General features: G+C 34.0%; 19 protein-coding genes and 1 other annotated feature. Of the genes, 18 read left to right on the top strand and 1 reads right to left on the bottom strand.

Going from position 1 to position 21799, the window contains the following annotated elements:
• The first annotated feature begins 42 nt into the window (after window positions 1-42).
• The 3 genes from BUA82_RS10775 to BUA82_RS10765 are packed head-to-tail and all read left to right on the top strand — an operon-like array spanning window position 43 to window position 4072.
• On the top strand, window positions 43-1779 hold the full coding sequence (locus BUA82_RS10775) for a sugar ABC transporter ATP-binding protein (protein ID WP_073007729.1): 1737 nt from the start codon (window positions 43-45) through the stop codon (window positions 1777-1779).
• Window positions 1776-2819 (top strand): ABC transporter permease subunit, encoded by a 1044-nt coding sequence (locus BUA82_RS10770; RefSeq protein ID WP_073007725.1) that lies wholly within the window; start codon window positions 1776-1778, stop codon window positions 2817-2819. Before BUA82_RS10775 ends, BUA82_RS10770 begins: the two co-directional genes overlap by 4 nt.
• A complete protein-coding gene (locus BUA82_RS10765; protein ID WP_073007721.1) occupies window positions 2816-4072 on the top strand; it encodes an ABC transporter permease subunit in 1257 nt (418 codons plus the stop codon). Before BUA82_RS10770 ends, BUA82_RS10765 begins: the two co-directional genes overlap by 4 nt.
• 319 nt (window positions 4073-4391) lie before the next feature.
• Here BUA82_RS10765 and BUA82_RS10760 read toward each other — a convergent pair whose 3' ends face one another.
• Complete coding sequence (locus BUA82_RS10760; protein WP_073007719.1) at window positions 4392-4907, bottom strand: DUF2628 domain-containing protein; 516 nt, start codon at window positions 4905-4907, stop codon at window positions 4392-4394.
• Window positions 4908-5052: 145 nt separating this feature from the next.
• On the opposite strand from BUA82_RS10760, the gene BUA82_RS10755 reads away from it, so the two are divergent.
• The 15 genes from BUA82_RS10755 to BUA82_RS10680 all read left to right on the top strand — a co-directional run bounded on the left by BUA82_RS10755 (window position 5053) and on the right by BUA82_RS10680 (window position 21789).
• A complete protein-coding gene (locus BUA82_RS10755; protein WP_073007717.1) occupies window positions 5053-5430 on the top strand; it encodes a PH domain-containing protein in 378 nt (125 codons plus the stop codon).
• 133 nt (window positions 5431-5563) lie between these two features.
• Window positions 5564-6421, top strand: coding sequence for an EFR1 family ferrodoxin (locus tag BUA82_RS10750; RefSeq protein WP_073007716.1), 858 nt, complete (start codon window positions 5564-5566; stop codon window positions 6419-6421).
• Between the two features lie 395 nt (window positions 6422-6816).
• Window positions 6817-7326, top strand: coding sequence for a GNAT family N-acetyltransferase (locus BUA82_RS10745; RefSeq protein ID WP_073007715.1), 510 nt, complete (start codon window positions 6817-6819; stop codon window positions 7324-7326).
• A 298-nt stretch (window positions 7327-7624) separates the two neighbouring features.
• The gene (locus tag BUA82_RS10735; protein WP_073007713.1) at window positions 7625-8215 is read left to right on the top strand and encodes a GNAT family N-acetyltransferase; all 591 of its coding nucleotides are present in this window, start codon (window positions 7625-7627) and stop codon (window positions 8213-8215) included.
• Window positions 8216-8475: 260 nt separating this feature from the next.
• The gene (locus tag BUA82_RS10730; protein ID WP_073007711.1) at window positions 8476-8919 is read left to right on the top strand and encodes a GNAT family N-acetyltransferase; all 444 of its coding nucleotides are present in this window, start codon (window positions 8476-8478) and stop codon (window positions 8917-8919) included.
• Window positions 8920-9254: 335 nt separating this feature from the next.
• Window positions 9255-9872, top strand: coding sequence for a DUF6273 domain-containing protein (locus BUA82_RS10725; RefSeq protein ID WP_073007708.1), 618 nt, complete (start codon window positions 9255-9257; stop codon window positions 9870-9872).
• Between the two features lie 76 nt (window positions 9873-9948).
• On the top strand, window positions 9949-10425 hold the full coding sequence (locus BUA82_RS10720; protein WP_073007705.1) for a pyridoxamine 5'-phosphate oxidase family protein: 477 nt from the start codon (window positions 9949-9951) through the stop codon (window positions 10423-10425).
• 159 nt (window positions 10426-10584) lie between these two features.
• Window positions 10585-10770 (top strand): MerR family transcriptional regulator, encoded by a 186-nt coding sequence (locus BUA82_RS21135; protein ID WP_073007703.1) that lies wholly within the window; start codon window positions 10585-10587, stop codon window positions 10768-10770.
• Window positions 10771-10957: 187 nt separating this feature from the next.
• Window positions 10958-13624: a translation factor GTPase family protein gene (locus BUA82_RS10710; protein ID WP_073007701.1), complete on the top strand. Its 2667-nt coding sequence runs from the start codon at window positions 10958-10960 to the stop codon at window positions 13622-13624.
• A gap of 411 nt (window positions 13625-14035) precedes the next feature.
• Window positions 14036-14281 (top strand) — a binding site (T-box leader).
• Between the two features lie 299 nt (window positions 14282-14580).
• On the top strand, window positions 14581-16572 hold the full coding sequence (locus tag BUA82_RS10705) for a methionine--tRNA ligase (protein WP_073007699.1): 1992 nt from the start codon (window positions 14581-14583) through the stop codon (window positions 16570-16572).
• A gap of 108 nt (window positions 16573-16680) precedes the next feature.
• Window positions 16681-16995: a nucleotide pyrophosphohydrolase gene (locus BUA82_RS10700; protein WP_073007697.1), complete on the top strand. Its 315-nt coding sequence runs from the start codon at window positions 16681-16683 to the stop codon at window positions 16993-16995.
• 86 nt (window positions 16996-17081) lie between these two features.
• Window positions 17082-17756 carry a CPBP family intramembrane glutamic endopeptidase gene (locus BUA82_RS10695; protein ID WP_073007695.1) on the top strand — a complete coding sequence of 225 codons (675 nt, stop codon included), beginning with the start codon at window positions 17082-17084 and terminating at the stop codon, window positions 17754-17756.
• A 296-nt stretch (window positions 17757-18052) separates the two neighbouring features.
• Window positions 18053-19699 carry a SulP family inorganic anion transporter gene (locus BUA82_RS10690; RefSeq protein WP_073007693.1) on the top strand — a complete coding sequence of 549 codons (1647 nt, stop codon included), beginning with the start codon at window positions 18053-18055 and terminating at the stop codon, window positions 19697-19699.
• Between the two features lie 385 nt (window positions 19700-20084).
• Complete coding sequence (locus tag BUA82_RS10685) at window positions 20085-20951, top strand: carbohydrate ABC transporter permease (protein ID WP_073007686.1); 867 nt, start codon at window positions 20085-20087, stop codon at window positions 20949-20951.
• 16 nt (window positions 20952-20967) lie between these two features.
• Window positions 20968-21789: a carbohydrate ABC transporter permease gene (locus BUA82_RS10680; RefSeq protein WP_083599894.1), complete on the top strand. Its 822-nt coding sequence runs from the start codon at window positions 20968-20970 to the stop codon at window positions 21787-21789.
• Window positions 21790-21799: the final 10 nt, after the last annotated feature.

Below are 21799 nucleotides of genomic sequence, written 5' to 3'. Positions count from 1 at the left end.
GTCTTCACTCCTTAACCTTATAAAATAAGGAGGGGGAGAAACTTGCAGGAAACAACAGTGCTTTCAATGAGGAATATTGAAAAAGAGTATTTTGGTAATAAGGTGCTTAAAAATGTCAATTTGGATATAAAAAAAGGTGAGATACATGCCCTACTAGGGGAAAATGGTGCAGGGAAATCTACCTTAATGAATATACTCTTTGGGATGCCTGTAATCCATAATACAGGAGGATTTAAAGGAGAAGTATTATATGAAGGTAAAGCTTCTCATATTAAGAACCCTAAGGATGCTATGAATGCAGGAATAGGCATGGTACATCAAGAGTTTATGCTTATTCCAGGCTTTACTATTACAGAAAATATAAAGCTTAACAGGGAAATAACTAAGCATAATATCGTAAGCAGATTTCTTGGACATTCTTTAAAAAGCTTAAATTATGATGTTATGAACAAAGAAAGCAGAAGAGCTTTAAATACTGCCGGACTAAGTGTGGAAGAGTATGTAGAGGTAGAAGGGCTCCCAGTTGGCTATATGCAGTTTATAGAAATAGCTAGAGAAATAGATAAGAAAAACATAAGGCTTTTGGTTTTTGATGAGCCTACTGCTGTACTTACAGAAAGCGAAGCTGAAAAGCTTATGGAAGCTATGAAGAGATTAGCTGACCAAGGTATAGCTATTATTTTTATAACTCATAGACTTGATGAGGTAATAAATTCAGCACATAGAATTACCATATTGAGGGATGGTGAAGTAGTAGCCCATAGAAATACTGAAGAAACTAATATTGTGGAACTGGCTGAGCTAATGGTAGGAAGAAAAATAGAGAGGTTAGTAAGCGATACCAGTAAGGAAGATAAAGATAAGGAAACCATCCTCCAGGTTAGAAATTTAAATGTAGACATGCCAGGAGAAAAAGTAAAAGGCATAGACTTGGATATATACAAGGGGGAAATAGTAGGTATAGGAGGGTTAGCAGGACAAGGTAAAATTGGTATAGCTAACGGAATAATGGGACTTTTCAGAAGTTCTGGTAAGGTAACCATGGAAGGCTCAGAAATACCTCTTAATAAACCTGAAGCATCTTTAAAACACGGAATTGCTTTTGTATCTGAAGATAGAAGAGGGGTTGGGCTTTTATTAGATGATAGTATTGAAAATAATATTGTTATAACCTCTATGCACATAAATGATGCATTTGTAAATAAATACTTGCTATTTACACAATTAGATAAAAAAAAGGTTAGAGAACATTGCAATAAAATGATAAAAGATTTGGATATTAGATGTACTGGACCTAATCAGATTACAAGAAGGCTTAGTGGAGGTAATCAGCAAAAGGTGTGTATTGCTAGAGCACTTACTCTTAATCCTAAGATACTATTCGTATCGGAGCCAACCAGAGGTATAGATGTAGGAGCAAAAAAACTGGTGCTAGATTTATTGGTTAAATTGAATAAGAAATTGGGTATGACTATTATCATGACTTCTTCTGAATTAGCAGAGCTTAGATCCATATGCGAAAGAGTAGTTATAGTATCTGAAGGAAAGATTGCTGGCATATTAAAGCCAGAAGCTAGTGATGCAGAATATGGATTATTACTAGCTGGACATATTGATATTGAAGTACAGGAGAAGGAAGAAAGAATATGGATCAAACCAAATTCAAGTGATACTCTCATGGAGCCACATATACAGAAGGATGAAGAAAGGGGCAAAAGTTACTCCGTCAGTCCACTTTTTACAAGTAAAAATCCATCACAAAAGGAGGAAGAGAAATGAGAGAAAAACTTAAACATTGGTATGAAAGTATAGGCCTTCCAAGGGTTATAATAATTTGTTTTTTTATAATTCTTTGTATTTTGTCCATAATTTTAGGTTTACCAATAAATATGCTTATATCCGATACTTTAGTAAGGACAGGCATGAATGGAGTTCTTGTGCTGGCTATGGTGCCAGGAATACTTTGCGGTATAGGATTAAACTTTGGTCTTCCTTTAGGTATATTATGCGGACTTTTAGGAGGATTAATAAGTTTAGAGATGAATTTAACAGGGGGTATAGCTCTATTTGTAGCAATACTAGTAGCTATTCCAATAGCTGCGGTAGTGGGATATTTTTATGGAGTTCTTTTAAACAAAGTTAAAGGATCTGAAATGATGGTATCCACTTATATGGGTTTTTCTGCAGTGTCATTAATGTGTATAGCATGGCTACTTCTTCCTTTTAAAAGTTCAGAAATAAAGTGGCCTATTGGACAAGGACTAAGGACCACCATAGCCCTTAGCGATAGATATGATAAGGTGCTAGATCATGCTTTTAGTTTTAAAATTGCTGGAGTAGTGGTTCCTACGGGTTTAATATTAATGTTTTTAGCATGCTGCTTTATTATGTGGGTTATCTTAAGGACCAAAAAGGGGATATCCATGTCTGCAGCAGGAAGCAATCCCAAGTTTGCAGAGGCTTCTGGTATAAATATACAAAGTGCTAGAATATTTGGAACTATGCTTTCAACTATATTAGGAGCTGTGGGGATAATAGTTTATGCACAAAGCTACGGCTTCTATCAGTTATATCAAGCTCCTATGATGATGGGTTTTGCAGCAGTAGCAGCTATTTTAATAGGGGGAGCTTCAGCAACTAAGGCTAAAATATCACATGTAATTATAGGCACTATATTATTTCAAGGACTTCTTACCATAGGACTTCCTGTGGCAAATAAAATAGTTACTGAAGGAAACCTTGCGGAGGTAGTAAGAATTATCATAAGCAATGGAATTATTTTATATGCTTTAACTAAGGTAGGGGGTAGTGAGGAATGAAAGAAAAATTAGATGTTTTCTCAAAAATTAAAGCATGGTTATTTAATAATATGGTAACAATATTATTTGTAGTATTATGTGCTATAGGTATAAAACTTTCTCAGCAGCCAATTTCTTTTGTACTAGGGGAATTAGTTACCAGAATATCTAGAAATCTATTCCTAGTACTTTCCTTAATTATTCCAGTACTTGCTGGAATGGGATTAAACTTTGGTATAGTTATTGGTGCCATGGCGGGTCAGATAGCCATTATAGCTGTAACCCATTGGAAAGTAACAGGCCTAGCAGGTTTTATGCTCTGTGTACTTTTAAGCACGCCTATAGCTATAATATTTGGATATTTTACTGGAAAGTTGCTTAATAAGACAAAAGGTCAAGAGATGATAGCTAGTATGATATTGGGTCTATTTGCCAATGGACTTTATCAGCTTTTATTTCTATTTTTTGTAGGAACCATTATTCCTATGAAGAATCCTGTGCTTGTACTAAGCGGGGGAATAGGCATAAAAAACACCGTGGACTTAAACAATGGTATAAAATATGCCTTAGATGGTATTTTTGAATTGGATTTATTAGTTACAGCTCTAATTTTATTAGGAGGGGTAATACTATTTAATGTTATTAAAATTATTATGGCTAAAGTAAAACATATAAATATTAATGTAAAATATATTTTTAATATATTCTTAGCCATAGTAGTAATAGCATGTTCTCTTTTTATTCCAAAGTTTAACATGGCATTAAAATTTGTTAATGTACCAATAATTACTCTTTTGGTAATAGGATTAGTATGCTTATTTAATTCATTTATAGTAAAGACAAAGCTTGGACAAGATTTAAGAACTGTAGGACAAGATATGCATGTAGCTAATGCTTCAGGAATAAAGGTTAATAAGACAAGAATAGTAGCTATAATAATATCCACAGTACTAGCAGCTTGGGGACAACTAATATTTCTCCAAAATATAGGAACCCTAAACACCTATGGGAGTCATGAACAAGTAGGTATGTTTGCTATAGCAGCTTTACTTATAGGAGGGGCTTCAGTTTCCAAAGCAACAAACGGACAAGCTCTTTTAGGCATAATATTATTTCACACATTATTTATAATCTCTCCTATGGCAGGAAAGAATTTATTTGACAACCCTCAAATTGGAGAGTATTTCAGAGTTTTCATAGTATATGGAGTTATTGGGGTATCCTTAGGTATGTATGCGTGGAAAAAGAGTATAGAGAGGAAAAGAGCCATTTAGAGTTTAGAATCTTTAACAAGTTGTTTTGAAAGAACCATTTTATTTACACAAGTTTGGTCATTAGATGAAAATGGGGTAAGAAGGAAAAAAGTTTTGAAAGGACCATCGTATTTACACAAGGACAAGTAATCCTACATGAGGATACAAGATATGTATATGGAAAGGAAAAAGAAGTAATAAAAGCCTTTCTAGAACCACCCCATGTTACACAATTATGCAAAAACTTAGGATATAAAGAAGTTTTTATAACTGATGAGGAGTTTGTAAGTAAATTTAGAAGTATAAAAAGATAGCTTAGAGCTATCTTTTTACTTGGTAATCAACGAAATATAACATATTTAAACAAAGCAGTAATAACAACTGAAATACAAATATTTAATAAAATTGCGATACCTACTCCACCCCAGTTATTTCCACCTTTTTTGAGTAGCATACCTTGAAAGGGTAATTCATCTTCAGATTTTTTCTTTATATCACTAAGAGTTTTTTTAGAATAATTATAGTATAATGAGTTACCGAAAAATGCCAATAAAAACTCCATGAGGAATCCATAAAGTTTAATAAAAAAAGTATTTAAATATGGATTAGAATAAAATATCAAGTTCATTAAAACATTATCAATTGTTAGAATAATTGCAAGAGTCTTGTACATTTTTCTATAACCAAACCAAAATATACCTGCAAAAAATGTAGCCCAATTCCATCCAGCATACACTTTAGGATTTTTTGCTGTCCTCCATTTGTCCAAATAAAACTCAGCATTGTCACCTATAAACATCCACATTTCATCTTCAGTAAAATTATTAATCTCTAAACCATCTTTTGAATTCTCCATACCCATGCCTCCTTAATAATTCATATAATAGTAATATATGTAAAGGATGGTTATATAAATTATAACATAATTTCCACATATAAGAAGGTTAATATAATTGTGTGTAGAATATATTCAATAGAAACTAATTTTTAGGAGGAATATTATGGGCTTATTTGATGGATTAATGGGCAATGCTTCTGAAGTGAAAATTGAAGAAGTTGAAAAAGCATTTGCAAATGTTTTGACATCTACAGAGACTGTGGAAAAAGCATACAAGTTAGTTAGGGATATGTTTATTTTTACAAATAAAAGACTAATACTTGTGGATAAACAAGGTGTTACAGGAAAGAAGATAGAATATCACTCTATTCCTTATAAAAACATAACCCACTTTAGCATAGAAACTGCAGGAAACTTTGATTTAGATGCAGAGCTTAAAATTTGGATATCTGGAACACAGATGCCTATAGAGAAACAATTTAATAAGAGCTTAAACATATATGAATTACAAAGTGTTTTAGCTGAGTATGTATTAGGCTAGTATAAGTATTTTAGCTTAGTATGCATTAGTCAGTATCATAGCTGTTTCAAAATAAATTATTAAATTTGAAACAGCTATTTTTTATCAATATTAAGAATAGTAAAATAATATAATTGGAAATAGGTGAGATAGTATGATATTTTATTTTTCAGGGACAGGAAATTCTCTACAGGTGGCAAAAAGTATTGGGAAGTATAATGAGGAAAAGCTCATCTCTATAGCGAGGGAAATGAATAGTAAGAAATCGGAGTTTATGTATGCGTTAAAAGATGGAGGGGGGACAGGAGAAATCGTTGAAGATGCTCAAGATCCAACGTTTAGGTATACTTTAAAAGATGGGGAAACTATAGGTTTTGTTTATCCTGTATATGCTTGGGCACCACCAAGTATGGTGCTTAATTTTATAGAAAAATTGAGTTTTGATAATTATAAGGATAATTATGTTTTTTCTGTAGCTACCTGTGGTGAGAATATTGGAAATACTATGAAGGTTTTAGATAATTCTTTAAGAAAAAGGAATCTTAATTTGAACAGTGGGTTTTCCGTAGTAATGCCTAATAATTACATTATTATGGGGGATGTGGACTCAAAGGACATCGAAGAAAAAAAACTTTTATTGGCAGAAGAAGCTTTAAAAAATATAAACTTAATTATAGAAGAGAGAAAAAGGGATGTTTTTCAAGTTGTTAAGGGATTTATGCCCGAGGTATTAAGTGGTATCATAAATCCTCTATTTAATAAAAGTACCAACGATACAAAAAAGTTTTATGCTGATGATAGATGCATAGGTTGTGGTATTTGTGAAAGGGTGTGTAACAGTAATACAATAAAGGTTGAAGGAAATCCTAAGTGGGGAAGGGAATGTACTCAGTGTTTGGCGTGTCTACATCTTTGCCCGGTTAAGGCAATTCAATATGGAAAAGGTACAGAGAAAAAAGGGAGATATAAAAATCCTAATGTAAGTATAGATGAGATGGAAGTGAAAAGATAATGTGATTAGTTTTTACCAGTACTTGAGTTTAGGATATGGGATGCTAAACCGTAGCATAAATAGCGTAGACTTTCCTCGAATCCCTTCATATGAATAGTTTAAAAGAAAAAGTAGTGGTTAAGTCGTATCATAAACTTAGTTATAACTTGACAAAATGCTAGCGGCTACAGGAAAGATGAATAACTTTTATTTAGGAAAGTTAATGGATATAAATTTACATTCAATAGACTTTTGGAGAAGCTCACTAATAATAATAGAGGAAGACGTGGAGAGGTTTGAAGCTCTATAAAAAGTGTAAAGAAAGAATTTTTATAATTAATCTTTCCTTTGTAATCTTCACAAATGAGTGTAATAATTAAAACAGTCGTTAATAAATGTAATTTATGGAGGAAAAAATGGAATTAAAAAATATATATACAGAAAGACTAATATTAATCCCCTTTACTTATAATATTGCTAAAGCTTTAGCTAGTGGAAGTGTTAAGGAAGTTGAAGAATTAGGACTAAAGACAAATAGTAAATGGCCAAGACAGGATACTATGGATGTATTACCATTTATCATCAAAGATTTTGAGAGAAATGGACAACCTACTGGTTTTGAAGGATGGATGATGGTTTTAAAAGATAACAAGACAATAATTGGTGACATAGGATTTAAGGGTACACCTGATGAAAATGGGGATGTAGAGATTGGTTATGGGATTATTGAAGATGAACAAGGGAAAGGCTATGGCTTTGAAGCATTAAAATCAATGATTGACTGGGCTTTTTCCCAGGATAAGGTTAGAGCCGTTAAAGCAGATTGCCTTATAAATAATGCTCCTTCCATAAGGATTTTGGAAAAAGTTGCAATGAAAGAAATTAAACGAGACTGCAGCTTAGTTTATTGGGAACTATTAAAATAGAGTTGAGTGTAAGGTAAAAGATATATCAATTAACTATGAGATAATTGGTGAAGGTAAACCAATTATAGTGATACACTGGTATTATGTTGACCATAGATTAATGGCAGGATTTATGGAGTTCTTAGATATATCAATGGCTGCTTAGTTAAATGGGTTCGCAGAAAATATAAGAAGCGAAAAAATAGAAGAAGAGCAGAATATTGGTTGGGAAGTGTTGCATTAAGAGATAGAAAATTGTTTGCACAGTGGAAAATAGGAATTTGAATTGTAAATTATTTATATTACTGGAGGTAAATGAATGGATATTGAGATACGCAAGTTAATACCAAAGCTTGCAGAAGATTACGTGCATTTTTTTGACACTACTCCACACGATAACAATGTGGACGAGCATAAATGTTATTGTGTGTGTTGGTGTAACGATGATTATGAGGGCAAAGATCTTTCAACAGTAGAAAAAAGAAGAGAATGTGCCTTACAATATGTTAAAGGCAATAACATTCAAGGTTATCTTGTTTATAGTGGTGATACGGTCGTTGGATGGTGCAACGCAAATACGAAATCAGATTGCTTGAAATGCGCTAGTTGGCGAAGATTTATGGATTATGTACCTTTAGAGGAATCTAACACGGGCATAAAGGTGAAATCCATATTTTGTTTCGTGATTGCGCCGGAGATGAAAAGAAAAGGCATTGCCACACTGCTATTGGAGCGTGTGTGTAAGGATGCGGTCCAGGATGGATTTGACTTCGTGGAGGCATACCCATACAAAGAATCTAATTATCAATCATCAGATTTTGGCGGCCATTTTGAGATGTATAAAAAAAGTGGATTTAATGTGTCTTTTGAGACTGAACAAGGGCTTGTCATGAGGAAGCGGTTAAAGTAGTACTTTTCAAAATAAGCAATATATTAAGCTGACAAAATTCCAATTTCTCTTGCAGGCGGTAATGAGAGTAATCATACAATTTACTCCCCAAAAACGCAACATGGGCAATGTCCTTGTGTTTGAGTGAAAGCCAAACTAAAATAAAACCATAAACATAACGGACGAAGAAGATTTTTATGGGTATTACTTTGTTAATTGTACTGTTTACAAATGAATAGCAGCGCCTAGTATCTAATCTGCATCTGCAGGGAGGTATTGTATTGGAAATTAAAAAGATAGATAGAAATCAAAGAGATACCGCCATTCAATTAGTTTCGGCTGTATTTATGCAGTTTGAAGCGCCTGATTATTCCGTGGAAGGTGTGGAGACTTTCAAGCGCACGACAATCTATAATAACGATTTTTTAGATAGCTTGAATATGTATGGCGCTTATGAAAGTGAAACCCTTTTAGGAGTAATTGCAACGAGAAATAAGGGGAACCATATCGCTCTATTCTTTGTGGATGGCAAGCACCATAGACAGGGAATAGGAAAAAAGCTCTTTCAGATTGTATTAGAAAACAGCACCGCAAAAGAAATCACAGTGAATTCGTCGCCTTATGCAGTTGAGGTGTATCACCGATTAGGTTTTGTCGACATTGCTCCCGAAGAAAAAACAAACGAGATACGATATATCCCTATGGTATACAGTAAAGTACAGTAACAAAAATGAGGAGTGAATTAATGCAAACTTTTGACGTCGGGTTATATGTAGCACATGTGTTGAGGACATGGGATTTCCAGGATTGGCGTTTATTAAAAGAATGGGTTAACGCAAGCGATAAATATGATAATGACTGGGATTCCCCACATTGAACATCGCCGGAAACTGTTGTGGGACAAGGGTTTGAAAAAACGTTGAATTTTTATAATTTTGTACAAAAAGGCGGTAAAATGGAAGATTTACAGCTTGATTTATTGTTTCCGACTAAGGAGAAGGGTTAAGAATAAGTTCGAAGGAGAAGGAAGATTACCTATTACAAAGAAAGAAGTGGTTAAATGGAAGATATTAAAATCCACTCATCATTATCATTCAGTGTCTATAATTGGCGTGTGCTTGACATACAAAACAATACGGCTTTAATTATAACCGAAGATATTATAGAACAACGTTCTTACCATGATGCTTATAAAGATATAACATGGGCTGACTGCGCGTTAAGAAAATATCTTAATGGTGAATTTTATGATAAATTCAACGAAACTGATAAATCAAGAATAATTCCGGTGTTAAATAAAAATCCTGACAACCAGTGGTATGGTTCAAATGGCGGAGCAGATACGCAAGACAGTATATTTTTATTAAGCATTGAGGAAGTGTGCAAATATTTCGGTGATAGCCGTGCAAAACTGCAAAACCGAGGAAAAAATCAAAGATATTGGTTTGAAAGAAAAGATGAAAACAATAGTAAGCGAATAGCAAAACTTCTGGGTAAAGAATGGGCTTGGTGGTGGTGGCTTCGGTCGCCCGGCCGCGTTAATGTAAAAGCCGTGTACATCTTTGGCACTGACGGTAATATAGGTATTCAAGGCAACAATATATTGAAAGGCAACATCAGCGATGGCAAATGTACAGGCGGCGTCCGTCCCGCTTTGTGGCTAAAGCTTGAATTGTAAATTTTGAGCCGCGTTTCAAGTGGTTTGGTTATAGTTACAGCATGAAAAAATAAATTTAAAAAAGGAGAAATTTGAAATGAGCAAATACGAAAACGCCATGAAACTTATGGAGGAACGTTGTGGAAATGGTAAAGAAGAAGTTATTTCACTTGCGACAATATCACTATCCCCAAACACTGAGGGTAATCCCCGCCCTGCTGTCCGTATGGTTTGCGCTTATTATGAAGAGGGTGTATTTTATGTTTCTACAGACGCTCAAAAAAATAAAATGCTGGAAATTGAGAAGAACAACGAGGTTTCCGTGGCTGGGTTAGATTGGTACGCTTTCCATGGCACGGCTGAAAATCTAGGTTGGGTCAAGGACGAGAAGAATGCGGAAATCAGAGCGAAATTTAAAAAAATCTTCAACTGGTTCGATGAAGTTGGTGACGAAGACAATCCGAACTCAATCGTTCTGCGTATCAACCTCACAGAGGGTATTATTACTGACAACGAAAAAAAATACGGTGAACGTCAGTATGAAATTGACTTTATCAATAAAACGGCGAAATAAATCCGTAAGGAATAAGCACTTTCTAACTTGAGAGCCAAAAAACACCACTACTTGATTATCAATATTTTCTAACTTAGTTTTCTGAAACCCAACATTAAACAGTTTATTGTTGGGTTTTTGGCGTATTTGCAAGGTGTTTAAAAAAGTTTAGTCTATTGCTTGACACAAGCCTATTATAAGATTGGATTATTAAAACCTGTAAAGGTCGATTTATTTAGAGGATATAGAATGTATTCTGAAGAACAGATACCAGTGCTTCAAAAAATTGTTTTATTAAGAGATAGTAAATTCACTACATTAGAAATAAAAGATATAATACAAAGATGTAATGAGGAGACATATTAGCATATAACTTTAAATTTAATAGTTATGTTTGCTATACTAGAATTATAAATAAATCAGGTATACTTTTGGACAATATAATGCTAAATACATATAGGCAATGTAGTTTTGAAGAACTATAATTTTACTTTTAGATTATTTAGAGCATAGGCATACAAGGCAGTAGAAAAACAAAGGATTTGATATAAAGATGAAGAAAGTAGTAATTGGGATATTGGCACATGTTGATGCGGGCAAGACGACCTTATCAGAGGGTTTGCTTTATATGAGTGGTAAAATTGGAAAACTGGGAAGGGTTGATAATAAGGATGCATATTTAGATACCTACCAGCTGGAGAAGGCAAGAGGCATTACGATTTTCTCAAAGCAGGCTGTATTTGAAACCGGTGGAATTCAGATTACTTTGTTGGATACCCCGGGGCATGTGGATTTTTCAGCTGAAATGGAGAGGACACTGAAGGTACTGGATTATGCCATTTTGGTTATCAGTGGCGCAGATGGAGTGCAAGGTCATACAAAGACCTTATGGCGACTCTTAGACCTTTATAACATTCCTGTTTTTATATTTGTGAATAAGATGGATCAGAGTGGAACGGATAAGGACAATTTAATGAAAGAACTGAAAAAGCAGTTCAGTGATGGATGTATTGAATTTGGGCAGGTGAAAACAGAGAGTTTTTATGAGCAACTGGCTATGTGCCATGAAAGCATGCTGGAAACCTTTCTGGAAACAGGACATATTGAAACCCTTGAAATAAAAAAAGCTGTTAAGGAGAGAAGGGTATTTCCGTGCATTTTTGGGTCAGCCTTAAAATTGGAAGGTATTGATGAGTTGATGCATTGTATTGCCCATTATGTAACCATACCTTCCTATCCCGATGTATTTGGAGCTAAAGTATTTAAAATAACAAGAGATGATCAGGGAAATCGCCTTACACACCTGAAGGTTACAGGTGGAAAGCTGAAGGTAAAGGATATTTTAACCAATGATCACTGGGAAGGGAAGGTAAATCAGATTCGCATCTATTCAGGAGAGAAGTTTGAAGCAGTGAATGAGATAGGAGCAGGCTCCGTGTGTGCAGTGGCAGGAATCAGCAAGGCTAGACCTGGAGAAGGCTTGGGTATAGAGAAAGCTTCATATACTTCCATTCTTGAGCCTGTACTTTCCTACCAGATGATACTTCCAGAAGGCTGTGATCCAAGAGCCATGCTTCCAAAGCTGCGTCAGATTGAAGAAGAGGAGCCAGAGCTTCATATTGTTTGGGATGAACAGCTACAGGAAATTCAGGTTCGTATAATGGGAGAAGTTCAAATTGAAATTTTACAGAGTCTAATAGAAAACCGTTTTGGCATTAAGGTGGCCTTAGATACGGGAGGCATTGTATATAAAGAAACAATTGCTAATATTGTTGAGGGAGTAGGGCATTTCGAACCGTTGCGGCATTATGCAGAGGTACACCTTCTATTGGAGCCAGGGGAACCAGGAAGTGGTCTGGTGTTTGAAAGCAAATGCAGTGAGGATATCCTTGGTAAGAGTTGGCAAAGGCTTGTTTTACATCATCTTGAGGAAAAGACTCATAAAGGAGTTTTAACAGGTTCAGAGATTACGGATATGAGAATTACTTTAGTCTCTGGTAAAGCACACCATAAGCATACCGAAGGTGGCGACTTCAGAGAGGCAACCTGGCGTGCGGTGCGCCAGGGCTTAATGGAGGCACAATCCGTTTTATTGGAGCCATACTATTCTTTCCAACTGGAATTGCCTGAGAAAATGGTAGGAAGAGCTATGACCGATATAGACAAAATCAATGGAACTTGCGAAATATCTCATTCTGATGGTGAAATGGCAGTTCTTGTGGGGAAGGCCCCTGTAAGCGGCATGAGGAATTATCAGAAAGAGGTAGTTGCCTATACCAAAGGTAAGGGTAGGTTGTTTTGTAGTCTAAAAGGCTATGAACCCTGCCATAATGATCATGAGCTCATAGAGAGCATAGGATATGATCCGGATAGAGACACTAACAATCCCACTAGTTCAGTATTTTGCGCACAAGGTGCAGGTTTTATTGTTGAATGGGACGAAGTGAAGGAATATATGCATTTAGAAAGCTATTTTCAGGAAAAAGAAGATTTATGGGAAGAAACATCCAAAAATCAAGGAGTATATACGGAAGAACGCTTTATTAGTACTGAAGAGATTGATGAGATTATCAATAAAACCTTCTATACAAATCAGGGAAAGAAATCTGTCTGGAAAACACATAAAACAGCAGGTGAAAGCTATTATAAACCTGTTAACCAAGTGAATACCAGCGTAGAAAGAACAATGAAAGAAGAGTATCTTCTTGTGGATGGTTATAACATTATCCATGCATGGCCAGAATTGAAAGAGCTTGCAGATGAAAATATGGAAGGTGCCAGAATGAAATTGATGGATATCTTGAGTAATTATCAAGGTGTTCGAAAATGTAAAATTATCCTTGTGTTTGATGCCTATCGTGTTCAGGGGCATGGTGAAGGTACAATGGATTATCATAATATTCACCTGGTATATACCAGAGAGGCACAAACAGCAGACCAGTACATTGAAAGGTTTGCCTATGACAATAATAAAAAATATAATATATCTGTAGCAACCTCAGATGGTTTGCAGCAAATAATCGTTCGGGGGCAAGGATGCTTGTTATTATCCGCCAGAGAATTGAAGGTTGAGATTGAAGAAACCAATGAGAGGATAAGGCAGGAAAATCAGAAGATGCAGGAAATTAATAAGAATTATCTCGGAGATACAATACCTCAAGCTTCAAAGCAGCAAATGGAGGAGATAATTAAGGCCACAGTGAAACCTCAGAAAAAGTAGCTGGATCCTAAGGTTAAGCATTAAAATATTAGTACATATTTATTTAATTAAAAAAATTAATTATAATTTATCCCATAGCTAACCGCCCATAATACGCCCATTTCTTTAAGTAGTGGAATAAGGGGAACTAAGCTCCTGGATAAGTTCTTCTAAGCTTCAGCTGGAGTAAGTATTCCTTTTAAGGAAACGACCTCCGAAGCTAAGAATCACTTGATTTTGCTTTTTCTTAGGATAAAGATGTTTTAATGATATAAAATAATTAAAATGGCTTATACTGAAATAGTTAAGCCATTTTTTCCGCTAATAAAATCAAAAAAACTCCCAGAGTATTATAATGGTGAATAATATAATAAACAAAGGAGACTTTCATACCCCTTGACAAAATCCTATTCATTTAATAAACTTAAAAAAATAAAGGCAATGAAGAGAAGAGTAGTTATTTTGGATATTTACAGAGAGTTCCTGTGGGTGAGAGGGAGCGGTGGAAGATTTAACGAAACAAGGCTCGGAGCTGCATACGGATCTTATTCTAAGGGATAAGTGATACTATGACGTTGGTTCACGTTACAGAACTAGAGTATACTTTGTACTCGACAAGGTTAGTATGGTGACATGCTGATGAAATAGGGTGGTACCGCGACAGAATTCGCCCCTACAGAATATTGTAGGAGGTGTTTTTTTATACGCTTTTTTACCTAGTAACCAATGGAACCTATCTCGACGCTTTTTCAAGTGGCAACATAATAAGTTCTAAGCTTCTGAATAAGTTTATCTAAGCTTCGTTTGGAGAAGTTATTCTTTTTAAGGGGAATTTATCTGAAGCTAGGAAACACTTGGTTAACAAGAGATTATAATTATAAACATATAACCATATTTTTAGAGTGATTATATGTATAAGATTAGATGTGACAAGGAAACTGTGCCTTGAACACTATATATTTTAAGGAGTGTAAGTTATGGAAGAGAGAAAAATAGAAAGACCTATATTTCCTAAGAAAGCTGTTATAACTGCAGGTATGCCCTATGGCAATAAAGAATTGCATTTTGGACATGTAGGCGGGGTTTTTGTACATGCGGATACCTTTGCAAGGTTTTTACGGGATAGAATCGGCGGGGAAAATGTTATATTTGTATCTGGAACAGACTGCTATGGTTCACCCATTTCAGCAAGCTATAGAAAGCTTGTAGATGAACATAAGTATGAAGGTACCATAGAAGATTATGTTCGTGGAAATCATCATAAGCAAAAAGAAGTATTAGATAAATATGAAATGAGTTTAAATTTATATGGGGCTTCTGCATTAGATAGAGCTGGTGAAATCCATAAAGAATTATCAAAAGAAATATTTAATAAACTATATGAAGGTGGATATTTACTTAAGCTGTCATCACCACAGTTTTACGATCCTGATTTTAAAGTACTGTTAAACGGCAGACAAGTGATTGGTAAATGTCCTATAGAGGGGTGTAATTCAGATAAGGCTTATGCGGATGAGTGTGCTTTAGGACATCAGTATATGCCAATGGAATTAATTGAGCCAAAGAGCATTTTGTCGGGTAAAACACCTGAATTGAGGGATGTTACAAACTGGTATTTTAAACTGGATGAGTATAATGATATTTTGAAAGAAAAAGTAGAGTATTTAAAAACCCATTCAAATTGGAGAAAATATTTATTAAATACCATTGAAGAATTCTTGAAGTCTCCAATTATATATGTAAAACGTAAGCAATTAGAAGGTATCACAGATTTAGAAGATAAATTACCTAAGCATACCATCATAGATGATCCAAAGAAAGCTTCTATTTCTTATGTATTTGAAAGTCTAAAGAATAGAGATGAGGCTAGAAAGGTATTAGATGAGCTTGGCATACGCTTTAGAACTGGTAAGACATTGGTGCCTTTTAGGCTATCAGGAAATGTGGAATGGGGAATAGAAGTTCCTGAAAAGGAAAATCTTGAAAATCTAACCTTTTGGGTTTGGCCTGAATCTCTTTGGGCGCCTATTTCCTTTACCAAAGCGTATCTTGAATCCATTGGAAAGGACTCTAGTGAGTGGAAAGAGTTTTGGAATTCTAAGGATTCAAAGGTTTATCAATTTATTGGGGAAGATAATATATACTTCTATGGTATTGCAGAGATGGCATTGTTCATGGCTTTATTAGGTATTAATAGCGAGGATAAAGTAAACTTTGAAAATATATCTCTTCCACAGTTGATCGCCAATAACCATGTACTGTTTATGGATAAAAAGGCAAGCAGCAGCAGTGATATTAAACCTCCTATGGCAAAAGAGTTATTAGAATATTACACAGCAGAGCAATTGCGTATGCATTTCCTAAGTCTTGGACTGGCTAAGAAAAGTGTCAGCTTCATGCCTCAGGTTTATATGAAAGAAGAAGAGAAACAAGGACCAGATACGGTTTTAAAGGATGGTAATTTGCTTACTAATGTATTTAACAGACTTCTTCGTTCTTGCTTTTATACCGCACAGAAATATTTTGATGGTAACATACCAGAAGGCGAAATTAGCGCTAATATTATAGAAGAATCCAATGATGCTATTTTAAGCTATGAAAGACACATGTATAACCACGAATTTCATAGTGTTACTTATGTTTTGGATGATTACATTCGTAAAATGAATAAATATTGGGCAAATAACATGAAAGCTGCTGAGGCTAGTGAAGATAATACTCTTCGTAAGCAAGTCTTAATAGATGCATTTCATGCGGTAAGAACTGCTATTACTTTAATACATCCTATTGCACCAGATAGCTGTGAAATGGTAAGGGAATATCTAAATGTAAATGAGAAGCTTTGGAGATGGGATTATATATTTGAACCAATTTATACATTTATGGAAGATAAATCTACCCATAAACTAAAATATTTAGAACCCCGTGTGGATTTCTTTAAAAAGCATGAAAGTCAAATTTTAAGTTAGAGCAGTACTGTTTTAAAAGTAATATGTAATAATTTATTATATAATAAGATTAGTTAATTTTATAAATTTAAGATTAGCTAATCTTATTTTACTTTGAGGTGTATATATATGGAAGAAATATTGGATAGAATACGTAAGTTTAGAGAAGATAGGGATTGGAACAAGTTTCATACTCCTGAAAATTTAGCTAAATCTATAAGTATAGAGGCAGGAGAATTGCTAGAACATTTCCAATGGGACAGTAACTATCATAAGCAAGAGGTATCAGAAGAACTAGCGGATGTAATGATTTATTGTATTCATATGGCAGATGCTATGGGAGTTGATATTAAAGAAATAATACTTGATAAAATGAATAAGAATGAAAAAAAGTATCCAGTGGAAAAGTCTAAGGGTAATAGCAAAAAATATACTGAACTATAATTAATATAATAAGTTCATGACGTAATATGGTGATATTTTCATATAATTAGGATTATTAAAAATCCATTATGAGTTAGGAGTAAAGCATGAAGAGAATCTATATAATAATAAGTTCCTTGGCAGCATGTATATTACTATATTTTATTGAACAATTTCTTCAGGTAAACTATGGAATAAAAACTATATCAAAAATTATATTATTTATATTAATTCCATATTTATACATAATCCTATTAGGAGATAAGGTTTTAAATAAGGCTATAAATGTTAAGAAAATAGACAAAAGGCATTTAAAATTAGGGTTTATATTTGGAGTAAGTTCATTTTTTATTATACTAGTTGCTTATTATCTATTAGGACATTTTATTGACTTTCAAAGCATAACTGAGGAATTACAAAATAAGTCTAAGATTACTCCGGGAAATTTTGCTTTAATAGGAGCTTATGTTACTTTTGGAAATTCTTTTTTAGAAGAGTTCTTTTTTAGGGGATTTATATTTCTTAATTTGTATAAGCTTAAATATAAGAAAACGGCTTATATTTATTCCTCTTTACTTTTTGGACTTTACCATATTGCTATTTTTAAAACTTGGTTTAGCTTATGGATAACCATATTGGTTCTGTTAGGACTTATTGTGGTAGGGTTTGTGTTTAACTGGCTGGATACTAAGTCAGAAAATTTCATAAACTCTTGGATACTTCATATAATGGCAGATAGTGCAATTATCCTTATTGGATTTAGAATATTTCATATGTTTTAAAGATAATATTAGTTAGTCAAAACAAATTAGAATAGGAAAGTTTAAAATTTCTAATATTCTTTAAAGAATCATAGCATAACTGCAAGCTATTTGTTTAATCCTTCACTTTTGATGTTGATAAATGATAATAACAGGAGTAAAATACAAGAGTTGTTTTTTTACATTCAGAGCAGCTATATTAATACATATTGTAATAGGTATTATTTATGAAATACATATTGAGAAGCTTTTTATATGCTATTTTAAGTTAAATTATTTGCTGTTCTGATAGATTTATTAAAGGAAGAAGTGAAGAAATGTCTACATTAAAACCAAAACTTTTTACAACATTGAGAGACTATTCTAAAGAACAGTTTTTAAAAGATGTAACTGCTGGAATTATAGTTGCCATAATTGCGTTGCCTTTGTCTATTGCTCTGGCTATAGCTTCTGGGGTAACACCTGAAAAAGGATTGTATACTGCCATTATTGCTGGGTTTTTAATTTCAATGCTAGGTGGTAGCAGGGTGCAGATAGGAGGACCAACCGGTGCTTTTATGGTTATTGTTTACGGTATAGTATCTGAATTTGGTGTTGATGGTCTAGTAATTGCCACCATTATGGCTGGTATTATAATGATTGTTATGGGACTGTTGAAACTAGGAAGTTTAATTAAATTTATACCTTATCCTATAACCACTGGATTTACCAGCGGTATTGCAGTGGTTATATTTTCTTCTCAAATTAAAGATTTCTTTGGGCTTCAAATGGGAGAGGTTCCTGTGGAGTTCTTGGGGAAATGGGGAAGCTACTTTAAAGCATTTAATACAATAAATGTGCAAACCACACTAATTGGCGTTTTAGCTCTTTTAATTATTGTTTTATGGCCTAAGGTTAATAAAAAAATACCTGGTGCTTTAATTGCTTTGGTTATTACATCAATAATAGTAAAAACCTTAGGGTTGGAGGTAGCAACCATTGGAAGCAAGTATGGAGAGTTATCATCTAAGCTTCCAAGCATTAATATACCTAATATAGATATGCACAAATTTAAACTTCTGATAATACCGGCATTTACCATTGCCATATTAGGTTCTATTGAGTCATTACTATCTGCGGTAGTATCGGACGGTATGATTGGAGGAAAACATAGATCAAATATGGAGTTAGTAGCTCAAGGAATTGCTAATATAGGGTCAGGTTTATTTGGGGGAATACCAGCTACTGGAGCCATTGCAAGAACCGTGGCTAATATAAAAAATGGTGGAAGAACTCCAGTGGCAGGAATGGTACATGCCCTCACACTTTTACTTATCATGGTGGTGTTTATGCCTTTTGCAAAGATGATTCCTTTGGCATCCCTAGCAGCAATTCTAATAGTGGTTGCCTATAATATGAGCGAATGGCGTGAATTTAAATCCTTGCTAAAATCTCCAAAGAGCGATGCTCTGGTATTAGTAGTTACATTTTTTATTACTGTGTTAGTTGATTTGGTGAAAGCTATTGAAATAGGTATGGTATTATCTGCATTTTTGTTTATGAAACGTATGGCTGAAGTTTCTAATGTTAAAACCTTCTTATTAGATTCTGCCGAAGAAGAGGATGAAGAAGATGGGGATAACCTAAGAGGAATAAACTCAAAGCTTATATCAAATAATAATGTGCAGATTTATGAAATAAATGGTCCACTTTTCTTTGGGGCTGCAGATAAATTTATGGAGGCTATGAATGAGGTAGGAAATGAAGTGGAGACTCTAATTGTTGACATGAAGAATGTTCCTGCCATGGATGCAACAGCTTTACATGCCTTCCAGAGGATGATAGACATGTGCAAAGACAAAAATATTAAAATCATTATTTCAGGCATTAAAGAGCAGCCTAAATTAGCTTTAGAAAAATCAGATATTATAAATTTAATTGGTGAAAATAATATATTTATGAATTTAGAAGATGCAATTATATAGTTAATTGAATAAAAGTGAACAGTTATAAAATCCGCCATCTTATTGTTTTAAGATGGCGGATTTTATACTTTGGAATATATGTTCACATAGATACTCTTTTTATTAGAAATAATCTCATAAAATTTAAAATAATATTCTAAAGGCTTTTTTATTTTACACATAATGGAGTGGCTAGAGAGCGGATAAAATCCAAAGTTAGCGTTTTAGGCAAAAATATTACAAGAAAAGTAAAAATATTATAAGAAGATTCTGTGGATTAACTAGGGGAAAATCATTGAGAAGTAAATAAGCAAAATTAATACAATAACAGGTAAGTATTTTGGATTCAAAGCATCTGTTAAAAGGTTTACAATAACTGTGAAATCTTTATAGAGGGAGTGGCTTTATGAATAATAATAAGAAATGGATAATAGCATTTTTGGTTCCAGCAACGCTTATCTTTGCATTTGTATATGCTTTTTCCATTGGAGTATTGGTTGTAACCTCCTTTACTGACTGGAGCATAGGATCAAAGCTTAGCTTTGTGGGGTTAAAGAACTATATAGAGCTTTTTAAGAATGCAGATTTTATTAAGAGCTTAATAAACACAATAATATGGATATTGCTACAATCTACAGTTCACGTAGCTATAGGAGTTATATTTGCCTTAATACTTTCAAGGAAAAAGTGGTATTTTAAGTTTGCAAGAACTGCATTTATGATACCTAATATTATTTCTAGTGCAGCATTAGGATTACTTTTCTTGTCTATATTTAATCCTCAATTTGGTATGGTGAATAATACCATTAGAGCTTTAGGTTTTACGGAGTTTTCACAAAACTGGTTTATGGACCCTAAAACCTCATTCTTTACAGTAACCATAACTTGGCTGCCTTTTGCAGCAGTGGTGGCAATACTTATAATGGCAGAAATGGCATCTATTTCAGAGGATGTTTATGAAGCTGCTAAGGTGGATGGAGCTACAGAGTTTCAGACTATGACTTTAATAACATTACCATTATTAAGGAATATTATTGGAACTGCAACTATACTTTCCGCTACAAGTATGTTACAAAAATTGGATATTATAATGATGACTACAGCAGGTGGTCCAGGTAATAAAACCTTAAACATGCCTATGTTTATTTATCAAACAGCTTTAACAGAAAACAACTTTAGTCTTGCCAATACTGGTGGGGTGTACTTAATTATATTAGGACTTATTTCAGTAGGACTTATAAGCAAAATATACAAAACAGGAGAGTCATATTAAAAGGGTGGTGAAATCGATGAAGTATATAAATAAAATACTTATAGGAACATTTTTAACAGTTATTATAGCATTTTCTATTGGACCTTTTATATGGGTGTTAATATCTTCCTTTAAGGGAAATGCGGACATATTATCTTCCACTAAAGGATTTGGAAATGGTCTTAAGTTAGCTAACTATTCTAACGCTTTTAAGATAGCACCCCTTGCTAGGTTCTATGTTAATAGTATTATAGTAGCCATAGGTAGTACAGCATTAAACCTTGTTGCTATTAGCATGGCAGCATATGTTATAGCAAGACACAATTTTAAAGGTAAGAAATTCTTTAAATTGATGTTTTCTCTAGCTTTATTAATACCAAGTGCAGCTCTTCTTCAACCTCTTTATATCACTGTAAATAAGGCAGGATTATATGATAGTTTGATTGGTCTCATAATTGTATATGCAGGCTTTGGACTTCCTACCACCTTATTTATTATGATGAGCTATTTTCTTACCATACCAAAGGAGCTGGAAGAGTCGGCATATTTAGATGGAGCAGGATTTTTTAGAACCTTTTCTACCATCATTCTTCCTATAGCTAAACCAGCTTTTGCTACTGCTGGAGTATTACAATTTTTATTATCTTGGAATGAGTTCCAGTTTGCCCTCACCTTAACTACAGGTAATAACAAAAGGACACTTCCACTGGCTCTATATTACTTTAAGAGCGCCTTTGCCAGCGACTACGGTGCTATGTTTGCGGCAGTAGTTCTTGTAACCATACCAAGCATACTAGTATATATTGCTCTTCAAGAGCAGGTAGTTTCCGGATTAGCAGCAGGTTCAGTAAAGGGATAAGCATAGGAGG

This window comes from Clostridium amylolyticum (assembly GCF_900142075.1).
GTDB classification, from domain to species: Bacteria; Bacillota; Clostridia; order Clostridiales; family Clostridiaceae; genus Clostridium_AA; species Clostridium_AA amylolyticum.
The sequence above is the reverse complement of the archived record's forward strand: the minus strand, read 5'-3'. Positions and strand labels throughout refer to the sequence as shown.